The sequence below is a fragment of the Streptomyces sp. PsTaAH-124 genome (assembly GCF_000373685.1).
In the GTDB taxonomy this organism is placed as follows: Bacteria; Actinomycetota; Actinomycetes; order Streptomycetales; family Streptomycetaceae; genus Streptomyces; species Streptomyces andamanensis.
The window spans coordinates 121589-144025 of sequence record NZ_KB892191.1 but is presented as its reverse complement, the minus strand read 5'-3'; the positions used below and the strand labels follow the sequence as shown (position 1 = coordinate 144025).

Here is a 22437-nt window from a genome sequence, read left to right as displayed (position 1 = left end):
GCCCCTGGCCGCGGAGGCGCGAAGGATGCTCCCATGGGACTCGTCCTGCCCGTGCTCTTCGCACTGCTCGCCGCGACCGGCAACGCGACCGCCACCGTCGTGCAGCGCCGGGCCACGCTGACCGTGCCCCGGTCGGCCGGACCCGGACCGCGCCTGCTGCTCGGCCTGCTGCACCGGCCCGTCTGGCTCGCCGGGGTGCTCGCCGTCGTCGCCGCCGGGGTGTGCCAGGCCCTCGCGCTGGCGACCGGCCCGCTCTCGCTGGTGCAGCCGCTGTTCGTGCTGGAACTGCCCCTCACCCTGATCCTCGCCGCGCTCGCGCACCGCCGTCGCCCGTCCGGTGTGCTGCTGCTGAAGCTGACCGTCGTCGTCGCCGGACTCGCGGTGGCGCTGCTGTGCGCCGCCCCGGCGGGCAACCGCACCCATGTGGCCATCGACCGCTGGCTGCCCGTCCTGGCGGCTTGCGCCGCCGCCGTGGCGGTCCTGGCCGCAGCGGGGACCCGCAGACCGCCCGGCGGACTCCGGGCCGCCTGCCTCGGCACGGCCACGGCGGTCTGCTTCGCGCTGACGGCCGGTCTGATGAAGACGTCCGTCCACCTCCTCGCGGAGAGCGGCCTCGGCGGATTCCTCACCGCGTGGCAGACCTACGCCTTCGGCGCGTGCGGACTGGCCGCCGTGCTCCTGCTGCAACACGCCCTCCGGGGCGGCCCCCTGGTCGCCTCCCAGCCCGCCCTGACCCTCGGCGACGCCACCGTGAGCTTCCTGCTCGGCGTGCTGGTCTACGAGGAACACGTACGCGCCGGATGGTGGCTGCTGCCCCAACTGCTCGGTGTCGCACTGATCGTGGCCGGTGTGCTCGCCCTCGTCGGCGAGGAGGACCGTGCCCCGGACGAGGTCCTGGTCCCGGACGGGCCGCCGTCCCCGTGACCGTCCCCGTGCCCGCCCCGCGCGCTGCCCCGCCCGGTGCTCCGCGACCCCTCCGGCCGATGTGGCGCGGGCCTCGCCGGGCGTGAGATCGGGCGGCCCCGGCGGGGTACTAGGCTGACGCGCATGACGCACTTTGATGTCCTCGTCCTCGGCGCAGGCCCCGGTGGATACGTCGCCGCCATCCGCGCAGCCCAGCTCGGTAAATCAGTGGCGGTCGTCGAAGAGAAGTACTGGGGCGGTGTCTGCCTGAACGTGGGATGCATCCCGTCGAAGGCGCTGCTGCGCAACGCCGAGATCGCCCACATCCTCACGCAGGAGAAGAAGACCTTCGGCATCAGCGGTGACGCCACCATGGACTTCGGCGTCACCCACCGGCGCAGCCGCTCCGTGGCCGAGGCCAGCGCCAAGGGCGTGCACTACCTGATGAAGAAGAACAAGATCACCGAGATCGACGGGTGGGGCACGCTCACCGGTCCCAAGTCGGTGGACGTCAGGAGTGCCGACGGCACGACGGCCTCGTACAGCTGCGACAACCTGATCATCGCCACCGGCGCGCAGGTCAGGATGCTGCCCGGGATGCGCAAGAGCGCCAACGTGGTCACCTACGAGGAGCAGATCCTGGACGAGGAGCTGCCGCGCTCCGTCGTCATCGGCGGCTCGGGCGCGATCGGCGTCGAGTTCGCCTATGTGCTGCGCAACTTCGGCGTCGAGGTGACCATCGTCGAGTTCCTCGACCGCATGGTGCCCACCGAGGACGCCGACGTCTCCAAGGAACTGCTGCGCCACTACCGCAAGCTGGGCGTCGAGGTGCTGCTCTCCACCAAGGTGGACTCGGTGGAGGACACCGGATCCGGCGTACGGGTGACGGTCAGCCCGGCCGCCGGCGGCGAGTCGCGGGTGCTGGAGGCGGACCGGATGCTCGCCGCGTTCGGCTTCGCGCCGCGCGTGGAGGGCTACGGCCTGGAGGCGGCCGGAGTGCAGCTCACCGAGCGCGGCGCCATCGCGGTCGACGCCCGCGGACGCACCAATGTGCAGGGCGTCTACGCCATCGGCGACGTGACCGGCAAGCTGATGCTGGCCCACACCGCCGAGGCCATGGGCGTCGTCGCCGCCGAGACCATCGCCGAGGCCGAGACGCAGGAGATCGACTTCGCGATGATCCCGCGGGCGACCTTCTGCCAGCCGCAGATCGCCTCGTTCGGCTACTCGGAGGCGCAGGCCCGCGAGCTGGGCCACGACGTCAAGGTCGCGCAGTTCCCGTTCTCCGCCAACGGCAAGGCCCGCGGCATGGCCGAGGGCGTGGGCTTCGTCAAGATCGTGGCGGACGCCCGGCACAACGAGATCCTGGGCGCCCACATGATCGGTCCCGAAGTGACCGAACTGCTGCCCGCGCTGACGCTCGCCCAGATGTGGGACCTGACCGCCGACGAGGTCGCCCGCAACGTCTTCGCCCACCCGACGCTGTCGGAGGCGATGAAGGAAGCCGTCGAGGGCATCGCCGGACACATGATCAACCTCTGAGCCCCGGCCGGAGCGCACCCCGCCTCCGGCACCCCGCCCCCGGCACCGCGTACACGGTGCCGGGGGCGGACGCGGTCAGCGGCCGGCGAGCAGTTCGAGCGTGTCGATCACCCGGTTGGAGAAGCCCCACTCGTTGTCGTACCAGGCGACGACCTTGACATGGCGGCCGTCGACCCGGGTGAGGGCCGAGTCGAAGATCGAGGAGGCCGGGTTGCCGGTGATGTCCGAGGAGACGAGCGGGTCCTCCGAGTACTCCAGGACACCGGCGAGCGGCCCCTCGGCGGCGGCGCGGTAGGCGGCCAGCACGTCGTCGCGGGTCACCTCGCGGGCGACGGTCGTGTTCAGCTCGACGATCGAGCCCACCGGGACCGGTACGCGGATCGAGTCGCCCGACAGCTTGCCGTCGAGGTTCGGCAGCACCAGCCCGATCGCCTTCGCGGCGCCCGTCGTGGTCGGCACGATGTTGACGCCCGCGGCACGGGCGCGGCGGGCGTCGCGGTGCGGGCCGTCCTGGAGGTTCTGCTCCTGCGTGTAGGCGTGCACCGTCGTCATGAAACCGTGCTCGATGCCGGCGAGTTCGTCGAGCACCGCGGCCAGCGGCGCGAGCGCGTTGGTCGTGCAGGACGCGTTCGAGACGATGGTGTGCCGCTCCGGGTCGTACGCGTCCGTGTTGACCCCGTAGGCGAGGGTGACGTCGGCGCCGTCCGAGGGCGCGCCGACGAGCACCTTGCGGGCACCGGCGTCCAGGTGGGCGCGGGCGGCCGCGGCCGAGGTGAACCGGCCGGTCGCCTCCAGCACCAGATCGACGCCCAGCGCGGCCCAGGGCAGCCGCGCCGGTTCACGCTCGGCGGTCACCGTGATGCGGCGGCCGTCGACGACCAGGGCGTCCCCGTCCACGGTCACCGGACGGCCCAGCCGCCCGGCCGTCGTGTCGAAGGCGAGCAGCCGCGCGAGCGTGGCGGGCTCCGTGAGGTCGTTGACGGCGACGACCTCCAGGGTGCTGTCGCGTTCGAGCAGCGCACGCAGCACATTGCGTCCGATGCGGCCGAATCCGTTGATGGCGATGCGAGTCATGAGTGGCGCCCTTTCGTCCTTCCGTTCCCCGTCCGCCACCAGGTTCGTCGGCGGTGCCCGGCCGGGACAGCGGCGCGGGCGCCATGGTCCGCAAGGATCGTGCCAGCGGCCGGTGACGGCGGCACCGGCGATGACCGGGCGGGGTCACTCGCCCCGGGTGAAGGTGCGCCGGTACTCGCTGGGTGTGGTGCCCAGGACCCGCTGGAAGTGCAGGCGCAGATTCGCGCCGGTGCCCAGGCCGACGGCGGCGGCGATCTGCTCGACGCCCAGCTCCGAACGCTCCAGCAGCTCCCGGGCCATGTCGACGCGGGCCCGCACGATCCACTGCATCGGGGTGTACCCGGTGTCCTCGGCGAACCGCCGCGAGAACGTGCGCGGCGAGACCGCGGCGTGCCGGGCCAGCGCCTCCAGCGTCAGCGGCTCGCCCAGCCGGTGCAGCGCCCACTCGCGGGTGGCGGCGAACCGCTCGCCCAGCGGCTCGGGCACGCTGCGCGGCACGTACTGCGCCTGCCCGCCGCTGCGGTAGGGAGCCGCCACCAGCCGGCGCGCCGCGTGGTTGGACGCGGCCACCCCGAGGTCGCCGCGCAGCATGTGCAGGCACAGGTCGATGCCGGAGGCCGCGCCCGCCGAGGTCAGGACGCTGCCCTCGTCGACGAACAGCACGTTCTCGTCGACCCGCACCAGCGGATGCCGTGCGGCGAGCGCCCGCGTGTAGTGCCAGTGCGTCGTGGCCCGTCTGCCGTCGAGCAGTCCCGTGGCGGCCAGCGCGAAGGCACCCGTGGAGATGGCCGCGAGCCGCGCCCCCCGCCGGTGGGCGGCGACCAGGGCGTCCACCACCGGTCCGGGCGGGTCGTCGCGGTCCGGGAACCGGTAGCCGGGGACGAACACGACGTCGGCCCACGCGAGCGCGTCCAGACCGTGGGCGACGTGGTACGACAGACCGTCACCTCCGGTCACGAGCCCGGGAGCCGCGCCGCACACACGTACCTCGTACGGCATGCTGGCGCGGGTGGTGAACACCTGCGCGGGGATGCCGACGTCGAGCGGCTTCGCGCCGTCGAGCACGAGGACGGCGACACGGCGCAGACGGGAGGCGGACACAGGCCACAGCGTACGGGGCACCTCGGCACGGGCGGCCCCGGGCACCGCCGGGCGGGTGTGCGCCGCCGGACGGGTGTGCACACCCGCCGGGGCCGCGAGCGCGTCCGGGTACGGCCCGGCCGGGTGCGGGGCGGGCCCGTGGCGCCGGTGAACTGGTGTGCCCGCCGGGGCGGTTGACGCGTACCTTGGGCTGCGCACGGCGCCACACGCGAGAACGCACACGGACGGACGGTATCCATGACCCACCCCGCGAACACTTCCGGATCCGCGGCACACCCCAGGATCGACACCTCCGTGCCGCACTCGGCGCGGATCTGGAACTACTGGCTGGGCGGCAAGGACAACTACCCCGTCGACGAGGAGGCCGGCGACGCCTACACGGCGGTCTTCCCGGGCATCGTCACCATCGCCCGCAGCAGCCGCGCCTTCCTGCGGCGCACCATCACCCATCTGGTCGCGGAGGCGGGCATCCGGCAGTTCCTCGACGTCGGGACCGGGCTGCCGACGGCCGACAACACCCACGAGGTCGCCCAGCGGATCGCCCCCGAGGCACGGATCGTCTACGTCGACAACGACCCGATGATCCTGGCGCACGCCCGCGCCCTGCTGTACTCCACGCCCGAGGGCGCGACCGCCTACATCGACGCCGATGTGCTGGACACGGACCGGATCCTCGCCCAGGCGGCCCGGACGCTGGACCTCACCCGGCCCACGGCCCTGATCCTGAGCAACATCCTGGGGCACGTCCCCGACCACGGGCAGGCGCGCGGGATCGTCACCCGTCTGATGGACGCGCTGCCCTCCGGCAGCCACCTGTCCGTCAACGACGGTTCGCTGGGCGTCGATCCGGTCTTCGAGCGGGCGCAGCAGTCCTACAACGAGAGCGGCGCCGCCCCGTACGTGCTGCGCACCGTCGAGGCGATCACGGCCTACTTCGACGGGCTGGACCTGCTGGAGCCCGGGGTGGTTCCCGTCCCGCTGTGGCGCCCGGAGCCCGCGGACGCGGCCCCGGAGCCCATCGCCGAGCACGGCGGTCTCGCGCGCAAGCCGTGACCCGCCCGGGGGACGCGGCGGGGCCCCGGCAGATGACCGGGGCTCACCTGCGCGCACGGTGTGCGGGGTTCCCCCGCGTGGCCGCGCCGAAGGGCCGTCAGGTAGTCCGAATGCGGCGCTCCGATGGTGCGGACCGCGCATCCCGCTGACAGTGATCACGTCGCACCTGCGATCCCGAAGAGCGGGCGTGGTGCCTGTTCTCGCAGTCGCGACGGAAGGATCACCATGCGTATCTCCCGTACTCTGTTCGTCTCGGCGGCGATCGCGTCCGCCGTCGCGTTCTCGGCCCCCGCCGCCGGCGCTCTGGGCATCACCGCCCTCGCACCCGCGCAGGCCACCGTCGTCCACGGTGACGACTCGGACGACCACGGCAGTGACCGCGGTTCCAAGGGTGACGACGACCACGGCAGCGACCGCGGCGGTGACCGTGGTGGCGACCGCGGCGGCGACCGTGGCGGTGACCGCGGTGGCGACCGCGGTGGTGACCGCGGTGGCAAGCCGCACGGTGGTGTGCACGCCGGTGGCGGTGCGCTGGCGATGGCCACCACCGGTGACGACTCGGACGACCACGGCAGCGACCGCGGTTCCAAGGGTGACGACGACCACGGCAGCGACCGCGGTGGCGACCGCGGTGGCGACCGTGGTGGCGACCGTGGCGGTGACCGCGGTGGCGACCGTGGTGGCAAGCCGCACGGTGGTGTGCACGCCGGTGGCGGTGCGCTGGCGATGGCCACCACCGGTGACGACTCGGACGACCACGGCAGTGACCGCGGTTCCAAGGGTGACGACGACCACGGCAGCGACCGTGGTGGCGACCGGGGCGGTGACCGTGGCGGTGACCGCGGTGGCGACCGTGGTGGCAAGCCGCACGGTGGTGTGCACGCCGGTGGCGGCGGCCTGGCCCAGGACACCAACACCATGGGGCTGGGTGCCGCGCTCGTGCTCGGCGGTGTCGGCGCGGGTGCCTACATGCTGCGGCGCCGCAAGGCGTCGGGCACGACCGTGGCCTGAACAGATCCCTGTTCTCCGTCGGTGCGCCGCCGCGGCCCGTGTCCCTCCCGGTGAGGAACGCGCGGGCCGCGGCGGCGGCGCCACCCGCGCCACGCGGGACCCGCACCACCTCTTGACGAAAGGCACCGTCCATGGCTATCCAGCGTCCGCCCCAGCCGGACCGGTCCGGGACAGAGACCGCACCACCCCGTGCCCGGCTGCGCCTGCTGTGGCCCGTGGCAGCGGTCGGGTTCGGGCTGGTGCTCATCCACCAGTCCCTGGGTACCGCCCCGGTGACCAGCCTGCGGCAGCCGGACAGGCCCGCGGCGATCGCCTCCCGGGCGCCCTCGGCCGCACAGCCGGAGCCGTCCACCGGGACCGACGACGGAGCACTGCCCCGCTCGGCCCCCACCCGGATCTCCATTCCGGAGATCTCCGTGGACGCGCCGTTCACCAAGCTGTCCCTCGACGCGAGCGGCCAGCTGGCGCCGCCCCCCGCCGATGACACCAACCTCGTCGGCTGGTACCAGGGCGGAGCCGCGCCCGGTGAACGCGGCGCGTCGATCGTGGTCGGCCACGTCGACACCACCACCGGCCCCGCGGTCTTCGTCGGCCTCGATGCCCTCAAGGCCGGCGACCACGTCGACATCACCCGCGAGGACGGCATCGTCGCCCGGTTCGCCGTCGACGCGGTGGACACCTTCAGCAAGGCGGACTTCCCCGACGCCGAGGTGTACGCCGACACCCCGACGCCCGAACTGCGGCTGATCACCTGCGGCGGCGTCTTCAACCGCACCAGCAAGGACTACGAGTCCAACGTGGTCGTCTTCGCCCACCTCGAGTCCAGCTCGCAGTCCTGAGCGGCGGCCCGCGGGCGGCCCCTCCCGCGCGGTGGCCCCTGAGCGGAGTCCGGCCCGCGCCGCTCAGGGGCGCGGGCGCCGTACGAGCAGATCGGCGACGACCGGCCGGTGGTCCGAGGCCGTGGTGACCGCCTCGCGGACCCCGGCCACCGCGACCTCGGGGGAGACGGCCACGGCATCGATCCGCCGGTCGGGAGCGCCCGCCGGATAGGTCTTGCCGCCCTGCGGGGCGGCGTCGGCCAGCGGCCCCCACAGCCGGGCCAGTTCGGGCGCGCCGGGCTCCGCGTTGAAGTCCCCGACCAGCACCTTCGGGCCCGCGTCCGCGGCCAGCACGGCGAGGGTGTCGTCGACCTGGGCGCGCCGCACGGACGGATCGGCGCGGTAGTCGAGATGGGTCGTGTACACGTGCACGAGGACGCCCCGGACCCGTACCGCCACCTCCGCGAAGCCCGGCGCGGGCTCCGGCACCGGGTCCGGCGTCTGGGTGGAGAGCCGGGTGATGTCGTGGTTCTCGGCGCTCACCAGCGGCAGGCGGCTGAGCACCGCGACACCGAACCGCCGCCGCGCCGTGTGCCCCGGGTCGGCGGGCAGGTCGTAGATGGGCGCGAAGAACACCCGCATGCGCAGCCGCCGGGCCAGTTCGCGCGCCTCGTCGGTGTACGCGCTGCGCTCGCCCCAGCGCACGTCGACCTCCTGAAGGCCGATCACATCGGCGTGCAGCGCGCCGATCGCCCGCGCGGTGCGGTCGAGGTCGAGGACGCCGTCCTCGCCCGCGCCGGCGTGGATGTTGTAGGTGGCCACCCGCAACGGCACCGGCGAGGCGCCGTGCGGCGCCCCGGTCTGCGGCGCCCCGGTCTGCGGGCGCGCCGCGGCGGCGCCGGGGGAGGCCGCCGCGAGCGTGGCCGCTGCGGTGAGCGCCAGGGCGGCCAGAACGCCGCGGACGGTGGGTCGGGCGGTGCCTGTCACACGAGTCACACGGTCCTCCGGGTGAGAGAGCGGTGCTACGGACGAGCCCCGGGATCCGGCCGGTGCGCCTGGGCGGGCGGCGCCGGTGGGCCCCCGGCGCACCCGACTGTAATGGGTGGGGCTGAACGTACGCTCGCGCACTTCTGTTGATGATATGAAGAAGTCTGATCAGGCTTTGTCGTCCGCGCGGTCCGGACATCACAAGGGTGGATTTCCGTCCCTTGCGAGGTGAGACCGCATGGTGCAGGTCGAACGACTGCTGGCCGACTGCCTGGACGACGCGCGCACCGCCCCCATGGGCACCGTCCCGCTGGACCCCGAGGACGCCGGTTACACCGCGGCCCGCCGGACCTTCCTGACCGCGGGACTGCACGCCCTGCGCGCCCACGCGCCCGAGGCGGCCTGGGTCCAGCTCAACGTCCGCGCCGAGCCGGCCGGCTGGCCCCGCCTGTACCGGCGCCTCGCCCGGACCGCCGGCGACCTGCTCGGCACCGGACCCGCCCGCGACTTCTTCTTCATGCACAAACCGCCCGGACTGCGCGTCAGGTTCCGCGCCGCGCACCCCTCCCGGGCCGGGGAACTGCGCACCGCCCTCACCCGCCGCCTGGACCCGGCGACCGCGGACACGCCCTGGACCCGGCCGGTCGCCGAGGTGTACGAACCGGAGACGTACCTCTTCGGCGGCCCCCGCTCCATGCCCCATGTGCACGCCCTGTTCACCGCCGACTCGCTGGCCTGGCTGGACGCCCACACCGCCGCCGACGGGCCCGCGCCCGCGGACTGGCGGATCTCCCTGACACTGCTGGGCGCCGTCTTCGAGGGCCTCGGCATCGTCGGCTGGGAGCACCGCGGGGTCTGGCAGGCGGTCCGGGAGGAGACCGGGCGCCGCCTGCCCGGCGGCCTCGACGAGCCGGACCGCCGCCGCGCCGCCGACGGCATCCGCGCGTACTGGGAGCAGGACCCCGCATCCCGCCTCGCCGCCCTGCCGAAGGACTGGCGGGACCTGCTCGGCCCGCACACCGAGGAGGTGCGGCGGGCCGCCGAGCGCTGGCGCACCCACTACTTCGCCTCCGGCGCGGCCACCGTCGGCCCCCGCCGCGCCGCCGCCCACCACGTCATCTTCCACTGGAACCGCGGCCGGCTCTCCACCGCACGGCAGTGCCTGCTCACGGAGGCGCTCGCCGCCGACGGCCACGACGGGACGGACTGACCATGGGCCGGCCGACGGCGCGGATCCCCGCGCCGACCGACACCGCCGGGCAGGCGCTCGGGAACACCGCGCTGCTGCGCGTCGCCGGAATGCCCTGCGACGCCTGGACCGCGGGCGCCGCCCCCCAGCTGTTCGACGCCGTGCTGCGGCACACCGACACCGCCGAACGGCTCGCCGAGCGGGCCCGCGTGCTGGCCGACCGGCTGGGCGAGGAGGCCGTGCCCCACCCCGCGCTGCGGGCCGCCGAACGCGGCGCCGTCCTCGCCCTGCGGCGGCGGCTGCACTCCGGCCTCCCGCCGCGCCCCGCCGACCACCTGCTGCTGCGCGGCTCGGCCGCCGTCCCCGCCCCGCTCGCCGAAGCGGTCCACGACCTGCTGCGCCGCACCGAGGCGGCCGACGAGACCCTGGCCGCACTGCGGCGGGCGATCGCGGACGAACAGGAACGCCTCGCCACCTGGGCCTGGCGGACCGCGAGCGACAGCCCGTTCCTGCGGGCCTTCCTCGACAGCGCCGCGCCCGGACTCGCCGACGACGTACGGCGCCGGCTCGCCGCGGGCGACACCTGGTCGAGCAGGCGGCTGCGCAAGCGCGCCGCCTACCTGTGGCGGGCCATGGGCCGGGCCGCGGCGAAGACCACACCGCGCGGCTGGGCCGGGCAGATCGCCGCGCTCCCGGTCACCGCCGGTGATGGCGGCGGCCCGCTGCTGCTGCCCCCCGGGGCCGCCCTCGGCGCCCTCGCCGCCGTGGCCGTGGAGAACGTCCACCTGGTCCGCACCCGCCCGGCCCCCACCGAACTGCGCACCGCGCCCGCCACGCTGCTGCTGACCCCCGCCCCCCTGCACTTCACCGAACCGCCCACCGCCGCCCCCGGCAGCACCCCCGGCCAGGTCCGCTGCTACGTCGTCGACCCCCGCGAACCGGGACGGCTGCGGCAGATCGTGCTGCGCCGCACCCGCGCCCTGGAGGGCGTCCTCGCCGTCCTCGCCGACGGCCCTCGCCCCCTCGGCGACCTCGAAGCGGCCCTGGCGACCGCCGCCGCACCGCCCGGCTCACCACCGATGGCCTCCACCGAGGTGCTGCGCGGCTTCCTCCAGCACCTGCTCGCCCTCGGCGTCCTCCAGATCTGCCGGGCGCCCCGCCGCCACTGCGCGGACTGGATCCCGGCCGCCGCCGTCACCACCGGGGCACCCCTGCCCCGTACTCCCGCGAACACCCCGGGCACCACGGACACCGGCCACTGGTTCCTCGACTCCTACCGCAGGCCGCACCCGCGCACCCGTGTCCCCGGAGCCGCGGCCGCGCGCGTGCGCGACGGCCTGCGGACCGCGGCCCGTATCGCCGCCCTGCGCGCCGCCGACAGCCCGCCGGACCCGCCCGCCGAGCGCCCCGAGTTCGCCGGACTCACCGAACAGCCCCGCCCGGTCAGCGAGTTCCTCGCCGAACGGCTGCCCGCCGAACAGCCGCGGCCCGCACCGCGCCACCCCACCGGCTGGGCCCCCGCCCACGACCCCGCCGGCCCCTACGCCCGCCTCCTCGACCGGCTGGACGCCGCCGCCCGCTCCGGCGCCGCCCATGTCTCGGTGGACGACGCCCTCCTCGACGAACTGGGCGCCCCCGCGGCCGAGTCCGCACTGCCCTGCTGGCCGGTCGACTGCCTGCTGCGCCCCCTCGCCGCCCCCGAGGGACGCGGACCGGTCGCCGTGCTGGAGACCGCCTCGGCCGCCGGAGTGCTCGACGCCCGGTTCGCCGACGGCCTGCGCGCCCTCTACGGCGGCTACGGAAACAGCGACGCCTACCGCGACTTCCTGGCCGCCGTGGAGCGCCGCACCGGCGTCCGCTTCGTCGACCTGCTCGTGCCCCCGCTCAACGAACGCTCGGCCAACGCCGTACGCCGTCCCGTCACCACCCGCTGGTGGACCGGCGACCCGGACCCCACCCCCTACTACGGGCCGCTCACCCGGCACGCCCGGTACCTTCCGCTGGACCGCATCAGCCTGCGCCGCGACGGCCGGCGGATCGTCGCCGAGGCGGACGGCCGCCGCATCGTCCCCGTCTACCACGCCACCCGCTCACCCGCCCCGCCCTACGACACCCTCGTGCGGCTGCTGCTCGCCGCGAGCCATCCCGCCGCCTCCTATCTGCTGCGCCTGGACGCCCTGGACGCGGCGCTGCCCGACCGGCCCGTACTGCCGCGGCTGACCGCCGGGGACGACCTCGTCCTCGCCCCGGCCACCTGGCGTGTCGACCGCTCGCGCCTGTGGCAGCCGGGCGACGACCCGCTCACCAAGGTGCGCGCCCTCGCACTGCTGCGGCGCGGCGCCGGACTGCCCCGGCACGCGTTCGTCCGCACCGCGCCCGGCGCCAAACCGGTGCCCGTGGATCTCGCCTCACTGACCGCGCTGCATCTCCTGGAGCGGCTGTGCGCCCAGCAGGCGGGCGCCTTCCTGCTCGTGGAGGAGATGCTCCCGGCCCCCGACGGCCTGCTGCTGCGCGACCCGGTGCACGGCGGCGCGGCCGTCGCCGCGCAGGTGCTGCTGCGGCTGCCGCACGACCTGAGCGCCGGGCGGCTCGCCGAGTCCGCCGCCCGCACACTCGCCGGCCACCACCGGCACGACGTCCCCGGCCCGCCCGCCAGGCGGTCCGCCGGGGCGGCCATCACCCGATGAGAGAAGGGAAAGTCCCATGCCCCACACCGAACTCACCGAACTCGACGCCCTCATCAGCGACCTCGACGAGCGGATCAGCGACAGCGACCTGCCGTCGGCCGCCGCCTCGACCTCAGGTTGCAGCGGCCTGTGCACGATCATCGTCTGTGCCACGGTCGTCATCTGTGCCTGACCGCACCCAGGAGCCGCCCGCCGAGGCGGGCGGCTCCGCCCGGCGCATCCCGAAGGAGCCCGATGGCGTCCGAGACCCTCCCGCCGGCCACCGTCCGCGAACAGGTGCGGGCCCACGCCGTCCGCTGCCTGAAGGAGTGGACCGCGGCGCCGGGGGGCACCGCGCACCCCGGCGACCCCGGAATCCCCGTACTGGCGGGACTCGTCGCGGAGAACCCCCGCGACGGCGACACCGCCCGTGCCGCGGTGGCCGTCTGGGCACGCACCGCCGGACGGGGCCCGGCCCACCCCGCCCTGCACGACGGCGGCCTCGCCGGCACCCTCGTCGGATTGCGTCTGGGCGCCCGCCTGCACCCGGCCCTCGACCAGGTCGCCGACCGGCTCGCCGCCCATCTGGGCACCCGGCTGCCCGCGTACCGCACCCATGACGTCGCCTTCCCCGACTACGACCTGATCTCCGGACCCGCCGGGACGCTCCTCGCGCTGTGCGCGGGCCGGCCGCGGCCCGACGCGCTGCGCCCGCTCGCCGCGCACCTCGCCCTCCTGTGCGACGAGAGCGAACTGCCCCGGCTGCGCGCCGGACAGTACGAGGGGCACCCCCATCTCGCCTGGACGCAGGGCCGGATCAACACCGGCATGGGGCACGGCGTCGCCGGTGTGGTCACGGCGCTCACCGCCGCCGTGCGCCGCCTCGCCCCCGACCCGGCGCTCACCGCCGCGCTCACCCGGGCCGCCGCCTGGCTCGTCCGCCAGGCCCACGACGACGAACGCGGCATCCGCACCTGGCCGGAGGCCGGGCCCGACCCGTCGCCGTCGCCCGCCGCCCGGCCCCGCCAGGCGTGGTGCTACGGCACACCCGGCGCGGCCTGGGCCCTGTGGGACGCGGCCGACGCCCTGGACGATCCGGTGACCGCCGACTGGGCCCTGGCCGCCTTCCGCACGCTCACCGACCACTACGACGAGGACTTCCACCTCTACGGCGGGACACCCGCCGACCGCCTCGGCCTGTGCCACGGCGCAGCGGGCGTACTGTGCGTCGCCGACGCCCTGCACCGGCACGCCGGACTGCCCGCCGCCGGGGTGCTCGCGGAACGCCTCGTCCGCCATCTGGCCGCCCGGCTGCCCGGCGGCCCGTACGACGCGTGGCCGGCCGATCTGCTGGGCGGCCTGCCCGGTGTGCTGAGCGCCCTGCTCACCGCCACCGGCCCGGCCGCCTCCCGGGCCTGGCTGCCCTGCCTGGGCCTGCGCTGACCGCCCGTGTCAGGGGTGCGGTCCGCCCCGGTGGGGGAGCGTGCCGCGGGGCGGCCGGGCCAGGTAGGCGGAGGGGGCGCGGCCCAGCAGCCCCCGGAAGGCCGTCGTGAACGCCGCGGGGTTCTCGTACCCGAGCGAGACCGCGACCCGGGTCACCGGGGTGCCCGCGGCCAGCGCGTGCACCGAGCGCAGGACGCACGCCCGCTGCCGCCACTGCGCGAAGCTCAGCCCGGTGCCGCGCCGGAAGAGCCGGCCCAGGGTGCGTTCGCTGATGCTGAGGGCCGCCGCCCAGCGGGCGGGCGGATCATGGATGTCCGGGGCCCGCAGGAACGCCTCGCACAGCCGCCGCAGCCCCGGATCGGCGGGCAGCGGCACATCGAGGGGGAGCGGGGTCACCGTCCGCAGTTCGTGCAGGATCAGTTCGACGACGGCCGCGTCCCGGCCGTGCGCCGGATAGCGCGGCGCCATGTCGACGGCCGCGAGGAGCAGCGCCCGCAGCAGCGCGGACACCTCCACCACCCGGCAGCGGTCCGGGAACCACGGGGCGGCGGCGGGCTCGATGTACAGACTGCGGGTGCTGACCCCCGTCATCGTGACCTGGTGGGGCACCCGTGGCGGGACGAGGACCGCGCGGGCCGTGGGCACCGTCCAGGCGCCGTCGTCCGTCTCGACCTCCATCACCCCGGTGGCCGCGTACAGCACCTGGGCACGGCGGTGCTCGTGCCGGGGCAGCAGATGCCCGTACGGGTAGTCGGTGCCGATGGCGAGCACCGCGCGGTCCAGGGCGTCCACCTCGTCGACCGGTACGTTGCGCACCCGGCCACCCTACGCCGGGCTGTCGGCTGCGCGTAAGGATGTGGCGAACAGTCGATTGCCCGCCACACCGGCCGCTCCGTAGCGTCGTCACGGTGTTCACTCTGTCCTCGTTCCTGACGCTCCTCCTGTTCGGCTGCCTGACCGGCGTCACCACGGTGCTCTTCGGCTTCGGCGGCGGCTTCGTCACCGTCCCCGTCGTCTACGGGGTCCTCGGCGCGACCGCGCACGACGGCTCCGCCGACGCCATGCACGTGGCGATCGCCACCTCGACGGCCGTCATGGTGGTCAACGCCGTCTCCGCGACCGCGGCCCAGCACCGGGCCGGGCGGATCCGCCGGGAGTACGTGTGGCCGCTGGCCGGCTACGTCCTGCTGGGCGCCGCGCTCGGCTCCCTGGTGGCGACCCGGCTCGGCGACACCGTGCTGCGTGTGCTGTTCGCCGGGTACCTGCTGGTCACCATCGCGGACAGCGTGCTGCGCAAGGGATTCCTCGCCGTCGGCGGCGACGGCGGGCCGCGCCCGCTGGGGCGGTTCACCACGACGCTCGGCGGGGTCGGCATCGGCACCGTCGCCGCGAGTCTCGGCGTCGGCGGCAGCGTCATGACGGTCCCGCTGCTGCGCCGCCGCGGACTGCCCATGGCCACCGCCACCGCGCTCGCCAACCCGCTCAGCGTCCCCGTCGCCCTCGCGGGCACCCTCGTCTACGCGCTGGCGCCCGCGGCCCCCGCGCACACCGGCCGCGTGGGCTACGTCGACCTCGTCGCGTGCGCCGCGCTGCTGTGCGGCTCGCTGCCCACCATCGCGGTGGCCAGGCGGCTCGGCGCCCGCGTCCCCGACCGGATCCACTCCGTCGCCTATGTCGCGCTGCTCGTCCTCGTACTGGCCGTGACGGTGGCGGGCGGGCTGTGACGGTGCCGGAGCCTCACGCGCCGGAGGGCTCGCGGTGCGCGAGACAGCAGCGTACGAAGTCCTGCACCACCGGGTCCGCGTCGGCCGCCGGGGACCAGGCGACCCCGACCCGGGTCGGACTCACCCCGTCGACCGGCCGGTAGACCACGCCGGGCCGGGCGTAGAAGCGCGCCGCCGACGCCGGGGCGAGGGCGACGCCGTACCCGTTGGCGATGGCGCTCAGCCAGTCGTCGGGCTGGTCGGTGACCGCGCCGATGCGCACCGGACGGCCCGCGCGCTCGTCCGACGCCAGCCACAGCTCCCGCCATACGCCGGTGGCGGCGGGCGCGGCGACGAACGGCTCGTCCCACAGGTCGGCGAAGGCGATCCGCTCGCGCCCCGCCAGCGGATGCGCGGCGGGCAGCGCCACCCAGCGGGGCTCGGTCAGCAACTCCCGTGTGCGGAAGGCGTCCTGGCCGGGGAACGGCAGCCGCAGCAGCGCGGCGTCCACCTCGGCCTGGGCGAGACCCGCGGTCGGATCGGACCAGGACGCCTGGCGCATCTCGACCCGCCAGCCCGGCCTGCGGCGGCCGAGGTCGGCGATGATGGCGGGCGTGGCCTCGTTGGCGGCGCTGGCCAGGAAGCCCACGCGCAGCACCCGCCGCGCCCGGTCCGCCGTGCTCTTCGTCTGCCGCAGCGCCCGGTCCCAGGCCGCCAGCACGGCCGGTGCCTCCCGGGCCAGCTCCCGCCCCGGCGCGGTCAGGGTCATGCCCTCCCGGGAGCGCTCGAAGAGCGTGGTGCGCAGAACGGTCTCCAACTGCTTGATCTGCTTGGTGAGGGCGGGCTGCGACACGAACAGCCGCTGGGCGGCCCGGGTGAGCGTCCCCTCCTCGGCCACCGTCACGAACGTCCGCAGCAGCCGGGTGTCGATGTCCATGCCCATACGTTATAGACGCAGGTATTGGACGCAACCGGGGGCCGCGCAAGACGCTGGACACGCCGACGGGACCAGGTCCGCGCACTCCCGCTCCGCCCGTCGCGCCGTCCCGTCCACCGAGCCCGAACGGTTGCCCTCGCCATGTCCACCACATACGCCGTCATCGCCGCCCTGACCATCGCCGCCAACGCCGGTGTCGCCGCCGCCGACCTCGCGGGCGCGCGGTTCGTCCGCGCCAACGCGGCCGAGGTCGGTGTGCGGCCGCCCTGGATCCCGGTGCTCGCCGCGCTCAAGGCCGCCGGAGCGCTCGGGCTGCTCGCCGGACTCCTGGGCCTGTGGCACCTGGACGTCGCGGCGGCGACCGGTCTGGTGCTCTTCTACACCGGAGCCGTCGCGGTGCACCTCCGCACCCGGGTCCTGCACAACATCGCCTTCCCGAGCGCCTTCCTGGCGCTCGCGGCGGCGTGCTGCGTGCTCGCGGTGGCCGGCGTCTGACACCCCGGCCGCGCGGCGCCGCGGCCGCCCGCTCCACCGGCTCACCGGAGCGTGGAACGGACGGCCGCCGGGCGGGGGAGCAGGACGGCGCGGTCAGCCCGTCAGCGGACCGCTGGTCAGGGCGACGTCGAAGAGGTGCAGCACACCCCGGTCACTGCCCTGCGGCAGCACGACCGAGGCGACGCGCCGGTCCGGGTCGAGCGCCACCGGCGCGGTGGCGAACACCTTGGCCTGCGCGCTGTCGCTGCCGCCGCCCGCGGTGTTGCGCCCCTCGGTGGTGACCAGCGGGACATTGCCGAACCGGTAGTCCGTGCCCGGCGTCCAGTCGGTGAGCCCGACCGGCACCCGCTGGGTGGAGCCGTCGGTGTACTCCACCACCGCCTCGCCCTGCGCGGGCCCGTTGGTGGCCAGACCGAGGAAGGTGATCCCGGTGCCGCGGGCGCCGCCGAGCGCGATGCGCTGGCCGTGCGGGATCCAGTTGTCCGGCTCGCCCGGCGCGGTGTCCGGCCAGGTGAACACGGCACCGGTGTCACCGAGCGGCAGCCGCGCACCCGGCGCCGCACCGGCCGCGGCCAGCCGGTCGCGGGAGAGCGAGTTGCCGCTCAGGTCCAGGGAACCGAGGTCGCCCCGGCCCGCCGGGGTGGTGCCGATGTCGTTGCGGGCGTCGGCGCCGTCCGTGTACGACGGCGGCACGTCGCCCGCGCCGGTGCCCCAGGTGCCCGGGGTCCGCGCCATGGTGAACGTCAGCGTGCCGCCCCGGCGGGTGAAGCTCTCGTCCACCCAGGAGCGTGTGCTGCGCCGCCCGTCCACCCGCAGCCCGGCGACGTACACCCGGCCCTGCGAGACCCCGTCCGCCCTGAGGGTCAGGGTGCGGCCGGTGCCCGCGCTCCTGATCCGCACATGGTCGAACATGGGCGCGGAGACCACCAGGTCGGCGGTGCCGTAGACCGAGGGGTAGACGCCCAGGTTCGCCCAGACGTACCAGGCGCTGAGCGAGCCGAGGTCGTCGTTGCCCGGCAGCCCCGAGGGCGAGGTGCTGTACAGCTCGGTGACCGCCCGGCGCAGTACGTCGGCCGTGCGGTCCGGGCGCCGCAGCCAGTTGTAGACGTACGGCATGGAGAAGCTGGGCTGGTTGCTGAGGTAGGCGCCGGTGACGCCGTACACGCCCGCGTCCAGGTCCTTGGTGTGCTCGTCCAGTTCGGCGGTGACCCGCGCGACGCCGCCGCGCTTCTCGATCAGCGTGCCCACGTCGTGCGGCACCAGCCAGCCGTACTGGTAGCCGGTGGCCTGGTCGAACTGGTCGCCGCGCCGGCCCAGGTCGAAGTCGCGGTCGAAGCCCGTGCGGTCCCGGGGGCGTATCTGCCGGGTCGTGTCGTCGAAGACGTTCTGCCAGTTCTGCGCCCGCGCCATGAAGGTCCGGTACGCGTCGCGGTCGCCGAGCCGCCCGGCGAGCTGGGCGATGCCGAAGTCGTCGATGGCGTACTCCAGCGTGGTGGAGGTGGCCGAGCCGCCCCGGCGGCTCTCCAGGAAGCCGGTGCTGAAGTACTGCTGGGCGCCCGCGCGCCGGGTAGCCGTGGCCGGCAGCGACTGGGTGGCCTTCATGGAGGCCAGGGCACCGGCCCGGTCGTAGTGGGTGCTGCCGAAGGCGTCCACGGAGGCCAGCAGCGACTGGAGGGAGTCGCCGCTCATCTTCTGCTGCGACTGGTTCAGATGCGGCCAGTTGGGCCAGGTGCCGGTCTGCCGCACCATGTCGACGATCGACTGGTTGATGTCGTCGCCGACCTTCGGGAAGAGCAGCGCGACCAGCTGCGCCTGGCCGCGGTAGGCGTCCCAGCCCGAGTAGGTGACGTACTCGTGACGGCCCCTGGCCACTCGGTGGACCTGTCCGTCGTAGCCGGTCCAGCGGCCGTCGGCGTCGTCGAACACATTGGGGTGCAGCAGCGCGTGGTAGAGCGCGGTGTAGAACGTGACGCGCCGGTCCCGTGCGCCGCCGTCCGCCGCGAGCGTGCCCAGCGCCTCGCGCCAGGTCCGCGCGGCCCGGTCGCGGACCGCGTCGAAGCCGAGCGAGCGGGTCTCGGTGTCGCGGTTGTGCGCGGCGCCCGCGACGCTCACATAGCTCAGCCCGCTCTTCGCCGTGACCCTGGCGCCCTGGTCGAAGACCAGGTAGGCGCCCGCCCCGTGCGCGGTGCCGGTGCTCTGCGCGGTGGCCGAGCCCGGGGTGACGGTGCCGCCCTGCCAGGTGCCGAAGGCGCGCACCGGCCGGTCGAAGGTGGTCGAGAAGTAGGCGCGGTAGCGGCCCCCGACGTCGCAGACCGCGGCGGACTCCACCCAGCCGCTGACGGTGTTGCCGAAGACGGTGACCTGGCTGCCGAAGACGCGGTTGTTGGAGCCCGCCACGTCGATGAGCAGCGTGGAGCGGGCCGCCCCGGAGAAGTCGTACCGGCTGACCGCTGTGCGGGTGGTGGCGGTCAGCTCGGTGCTGACATCGTTGTCGGTGCGCACCTTGTAGTACCCCGGCCGGGCCTGCTCCCGGTCGTGGCGGAACGGCAGGTAGTAGTCGGTGACACGGGTGGCCGGGCTGACGGGCAGCGCGCCGCCGGGCAGCTCACCGGTGTAGGGCAGCACCGGGAAGTCGAAGGCGCTGAACCGGCCCTCGCAGCCGGTGCCGGACAGCCGGGTCATCCCGAAGCCGCGCAGCCGGTCCGCGGTGTACTCGTACCCGCCCTTCTGGTCGCCGTCGCCGCTGCGGTACGTCGTCGGGCTGGACTGCACCATGCCGAACGGGACGGTGGCCCCGGGGTAGGTGTCGCCGTACGCGCTGTTGCCCTTGTCCTGACCGGTGTCCAGCCGGGTGCCGATGAACTGGTCCACGGCGTCGTACGGGTCGACGCCGCGCCCCGAGGCCGAGGCCGAGGCCGTGGCGGGCGCGAGGCCCGCCAGGACGGTGCCCAGGGCGAGGGCGCCGGCCAGCAGCCGTCGTGGCCGGGGTCCGGGGCGGCGCGGCCTCAGCCGCGTCACTGATCTCCACATGGTGGTCGTGTCCTTCACTGCCGCTGACAGGGATCCGCGCCGACAACTCGCGGGCCAGGAGGCTACCTTGGCGAGGGAGCGCGACACACGCGTGAACGGACGGGGCCGCCGTGTGAACGCTGCCGGAACCAGCCCCGACGTCCCGGCTCCCGTCCGCCGCGACGAAGTGTCCACACGCAATGAACTGTTCACACCGGAGCCGGAATCCCCGGGCACCGCACCGCCGTTGACCCCCACATGACTGTGGGAGTGACCATCGACACGACCGGATCCGCGCTGCCCGTCGAGGAGGTGGTGCGCCAGGCACGGCAGGCGCGCGCGTCCGGGCTCGGATCCCTCTGGTTCGGCCAGACCTTCGGCTACGACTCGCCGACGATCGCCGCGATCGTCGGGCGCGAGGTGCCCGGCATCCACCTCGGCACCTCCGCGCTGCCGGTCTTCGGCCGGCATCCGCTGCTCGTCTCCAGCCAGGCCCAGACCGTCCAGGCCGCCACCGGGGGCCGCTACCACCTCGGACTCGCCCTGGGCACCAAGCTGTTCACCGAGGGCGCCTTCGGACTGCCCTTCGAGCGGCCCGTCGCCCGGCTGCGCGAGTTCCTGACCGCGCTGCGCTCGCTCACCGAGACCGGGCAGGCCGACTTCGAGGGCGAACTGCTCACCGCCCGGACGCCGTTGCCCGCCTCGGTGCCCGGCGCGGAGCCCGCCGTGCCGCTGCTCGTCGCCGCGATGGGACCGCAGTCCCTGCGGGTCAGCGGCCGGCTCGCCGACGGCATCCTGCCCTATCTCGCCGGTCCGCGCGCCCTGGAGCAGCACATCGTCCCGGCCCTCACCCGGGCCGCCGAGGAGGCCGGCCGCCCCGCGCCCCGCGTCGTCGCCTTCGTGCCCGGCGTCGTCACCGCCGACCCCGAACGGGTGCGTGCCGCCGCCCACGAGGCGCTCTCCTTCTACCGGCAGATCCCGTCCTACGCCCGGGTCATCGAGCAGTCCGGCGTCGCCCACCCGGTGGAACTCGCCGCCATCGGCGACGAGAAGACCCTCGCCGACACCGTCCGCGGCTACCGCGACGCCGGTGCCACCGAGGTCGTCGTCTCCGGCAGCGAACTCGGCGGACCCGACGACCGGTTGCGCACCTGGGAGGCGCTGGGCGAACTGGCCTGACACCCCCCGCCCGGCCCCCGCCGCGCTCTCAACCGGCTACTGCCGCGGCCCAGTCGGCGACCTCCACCACCGTCCCGGTCGTCCTGGCGTGCTCGGCCGCCCACACCACCCGGTGGGTGGCCAGGCTCTCCTCGGCGTCCGACAGCAGCAGCGAGGCGTCCCCGGTCGCGACGGCGGCGACGAACGCCTCGGTCAGCGCCTCGTCACCGCCGCCGTGGCCGTCCTCGGCGGACGGACCCGCCTGCGCACCGGCCTCCGCGGCGAGATCGACGAACTCCTCGGCGCCGTCGCGGAAGTCGACCACCCGCAGCGTGGTGCCGTCCCCCTCCACGAAGCCGTGCGTGCCCATCAGCCGGGTGCGGCGCTGCTCCATCGGCGTGAAGGCGCTCATGGTGAACGAACAGGTGGCACCGGAGGCGAACTCCATCGTGACCACCTGGTGGTCCACCACGTCGTTGTCGCAGGCGTACACGCAGCGCCCGTACGGCCCGGTGCGCAGCGCCTCCAGCACCCCCGCCTCCGTGTGGTCCGCCGTCACCGCCGACAGCGGCCAGAACTCCTGCTCCGGATCGCCGAGGCAGCCCAGGTAGAGCCGCTTCGCGGAGTACGGGCAGGTGGTCTCCAGCGGGCAGTCCGTGCAGCGGGCGGCGGCCCCGGCCGGTGCGTCCCCGGCCCTGAAATGGGTCAGCGAACCGAAGGACGCGACCCGCGCGGGTGTCTCCCCGACGAGGTGCACCAGCCAGTCGATGTCGTGGCACGCCTTGGTGAGCAGCATCGGCGCCGAGGTGTCGGCGCGCCGCCAGTTGCCCCGGACGAACGAGTGCGCCTGGTGCCACCATCCCACCGGCTCCAGGTGCTGCACGCTGACGAGCCGTCCGATGCGGCCCTCGGCGAGCAGCGCCTTCAGCCGCCGGGTGTAGCCGGTGTGGCGCAGCACATGGCACACCGCCAGCAGGACACCGTGCTCGCGGGCGGCTTCCGTGATCGCGGCGGCCTCCCGCGCGGTGGTCGCCATGGGCTTCTCTAGGAGGATGTGGTGGCCGAGGGCGGCCAGCGCCAGCGCGGGCCCGGTGTGGTCGCGGTCCTGGGTGGCGATGACGCACGCGTCGGCGACCCGGCCCGCGGCGGCGGCCTCCCGCCAGTCGCCGTGGGTCCGCTCGGGCGGGACGCCGAACTCGGCGGCGGCCCGCGCCCGCCGCTCCGGGTCGGGCTCGGCCACGGCGACCACCCGCGCCGCCCCGCCCGCCTGGGCGTGGCGCGCGTAGGTCATCCCGCGCAGTCCGGCCCCCACCAGCAGGAGCGTCACCTCGGTCATGGTCGTCCTCCC

Annotated in this window: 19 protein-coding genes; 12 read left to right on the top strand and 7 right to left on the bottom strand. The window is 75.0% G+C overall.

The genetic code is table 11. The annotated features are described in order from the left end of the window. Positions 1–33: 33 nt before the first annotated feature. Together B086_RS0128240 and lpdA are read left to right on the top strand one after the other, a co-directional pair. Positions 34–924: a DMT family transporter gene (locus B086_RS0128240; RefSeq protein WP_018569795.1), complete on the top strand. Its 891-nt coding sequence runs from the start codon at positions 34–36 to the stop codon at positions 922–924. A 123-nt stretch (positions 925–1047) separates the two neighbouring features. Then, the gene (lpdA, locus tag B086_RS0128235) at positions 1048–2445 is read left to right on the top strand and encodes a dihydrolipoyl dehydrogenase (RefSeq protein WP_026252848.1); all 1398 of its coding nucleotides are present in this window, start codon (positions 1048–1050) and stop codon (positions 2443–2445) included. A 75-nt stretch (positions 2446–2520) separates the two neighbouring features. Here lpdA and gap read toward each other — a convergent pair whose 3' ends face one another. Further along, positions 2521–3519 carry a type I glyceraldehyde-3-phosphate dehydrogenase gene (gap, locus tag B086_RS0128230; RefSeq protein WP_018569793.1) on the bottom strand — a complete coding sequence of 333 codons (999 nt, stop codon included), beginning with the start codon at positions 3517–3519 and terminating at the stop codon, positions 2521–2523. 144 nt (positions 3520–3663) lie between these two features. After that, positions 3664–4620 (bottom strand): GlxA family transcriptional regulator, encoded by a 957-nt coding sequence (locus B086_RS0128225; RefSeq protein WP_026252847.1) that lies wholly within the window; start codon positions 4618–4620, stop codon positions 3664–3666. Positions 4621–4857: 237 nt separating this feature from the next. On the opposite strand from B086_RS0128225, the gene B086_RS0128220 reads away from it, so the two are divergent. The 3 genes from B086_RS0128220 (at position 4858) to B086_RS0128210 (ending at position 7523) form a co-directional block, all read left to right on the top strand. Next, complete coding sequence (locus B086_RS0128220) at positions 4858–5673, top strand: SAM-dependent methyltransferase (RefSeq protein WP_018569791.1); 816 nt, start codon at positions 4858–4860, stop codon at positions 5671–5673. A 225-nt stretch (positions 5674–5898) separates the two neighbouring features. Further along, on the top strand, positions 5899–6684 hold the full coding sequence (locus B086_RS42120; RefSeq protein WP_018569790.1) for a hypothetical protein: 786 nt from the start codon (positions 5899–5901) through the stop codon (positions 6682–6684). A gap of 131 nt (positions 6685–6815) precedes the next feature. Further along, entirely contained in the window at positions 6816–7523 is a 708-nt protein-coding gene (locus B086_RS0128210) for a class F sortase (RefSeq protein WP_026252846.1), read from the top strand. A 63-nt stretch (positions 7524–7586) separates the two neighbouring features. Here the strand turns inward: B086_RS0128210 and B086_RS0128205 are convergent, their stop codons facing one another. After that, on the bottom strand, positions 7587–8489 hold the full coding sequence (locus B086_RS0128205) for an endonuclease/exonuclease/phosphatase family protein (protein WP_018569788.1): 903 nt from the start codon (positions 8487–8489) through the stop codon (positions 7587–7589). A 238-nt stretch (positions 8490–8727) separates the two neighbouring features. Here B086_RS0128205 and B086_RS0128200 point away from each other — a divergent pair, with 238 nt between their 5' ends. The 4 genes from B086_RS0128200 (at position 8728) to B086_RS0128185 (ending at position 13787) form a co-directional block, all read left to right on the top strand. Then, positions 8728–9699 (top strand): thiopeptide-type bacteriocin biosynthesis protein, encoded by a 972-nt coding sequence (locus B086_RS0128200; RefSeq protein ID WP_018569787.1) that lies wholly within the window; start codon positions 8728–8730, stop codon positions 9697–9699. A gap of 2 nt (positions 9700–9701) precedes the next feature. Then, complete coding sequence (locus B086_RS45985; protein ID WP_018569786.1) at positions 9702–12365, top strand: lantibiotic dehydratase; 2664 nt, start codon at positions 9702–9704, stop codon at positions 12363–12365. Positions 12366–12381: 16 nt separating this feature from the next. Next, positions 12382–12537: a hypothetical protein gene (locus B086_RS45120; protein WP_018569785.1), complete on the top strand. Its 156-nt coding sequence runs from the start codon at positions 12382–12384 to the stop codon at positions 12535–12537. Between the two features lie 62 nt (positions 12538–12599). Next, the gene (locus tag B086_RS0128185; RefSeq protein WP_018569784.1) at positions 12600–13787 is read left to right on the top strand and encodes a lanthionine synthetase LanC family protein; all 1188 of its coding nucleotides are present in this window, start codon (positions 12600–12602) and stop codon (positions 13785–13787) included. 9 nt (positions 13788–13796) lie between these two features. Here the strand turns inward: B086_RS0128185 and B086_RS0128180 are convergent, their stop codons facing one another. Then, positions 13797–14603 carry an AraC family transcriptional regulator gene (locus B086_RS0128180; RefSeq protein ID WP_018569783.1) on the bottom strand — a complete coding sequence of 269 codons (807 nt, stop codon included), beginning with the start codon at positions 14601–14603 and terminating at the stop codon, positions 13797–13799. A gap of 92 nt (positions 14604–14695) precedes the next feature. Here B086_RS0128180 and B086_RS0128175 point away from each other — a divergent pair, with 92 nt between their 5' ends. Further along, positions 14696–15511, top strand: a complete 816-nt coding sequence (locus B086_RS0128175; RefSeq protein WP_018569782.1) for a sulfite exporter TauE/SafE family protein — start codon at positions 14696–14698, stop codon at positions 15509–15511. 13 nt (positions 15512–15524) lie between these two features. On the opposite strand, the gene B086_RS0128170 is transcribed toward B086_RS0128175, so the two are convergent. Beyond that, complete coding sequence (locus B086_RS0128170; RefSeq protein WP_018569781.1) at positions 15525–16427, bottom strand: LysR family transcriptional regulator; 903 nt, start codon at positions 16425–16427, stop codon at positions 15525–15527. A 141-nt stretch (positions 16428–16568) separates the two neighbouring features. Between B086_RS0128170 and B086_RS0128165 the strand changes: the two genes are divergently transcribed. Further along, positions 16569–16922 carry a DoxX family protein gene (locus B086_RS0128165; protein ID WP_018569780.1) on the top strand — a complete coding sequence of 118 codons (354 nt, stop codon included), beginning with the start codon at positions 16569–16571 and terminating at the stop codon, positions 16920–16922. Between the two features lie 93 nt (positions 16923–17015). Here the strand turns inward: B086_RS0128165 and B086_RS0128160 are convergent, their stop codons facing one another. Continuing rightward, entirely contained in the window at positions 17016–19940 is a 2925-nt protein-coding gene (locus B086_RS0128160; protein ID WP_018569779.1) for a GH92 family glycosyl hydrolase, read from the bottom strand. Positions 19941–20189: 249 nt separating this feature from the next. Here B086_RS0128160 and B086_RS0128155 point away from each other — a divergent pair, with 249 nt between their 5' ends. Continuing rightward, positions 20190–21110 (top strand): LLM class F420-dependent oxidoreductase, encoded by a 921-nt coding sequence (locus B086_RS0128155; RefSeq protein ID WP_026252892.1) that lies wholly within the window; start codon positions 20190–20192, stop codon positions 21108–21110. Positions 21111–21138: 28 nt separating this feature from the next. On the opposite strand, the gene B086_RS0128150 is transcribed toward B086_RS0128155, so the two are convergent. Beyond that, positions 21139–22425: a Gfo/Idh/MocA family protein gene (locus B086_RS0128150; protein WP_018569777.1), complete on the bottom strand. Its 1287-nt coding sequence runs from the start codon at positions 22423–22425 to the stop codon at positions 21139–21141. Positions 22426–22437 lie beyond the last annotated feature (12 nt).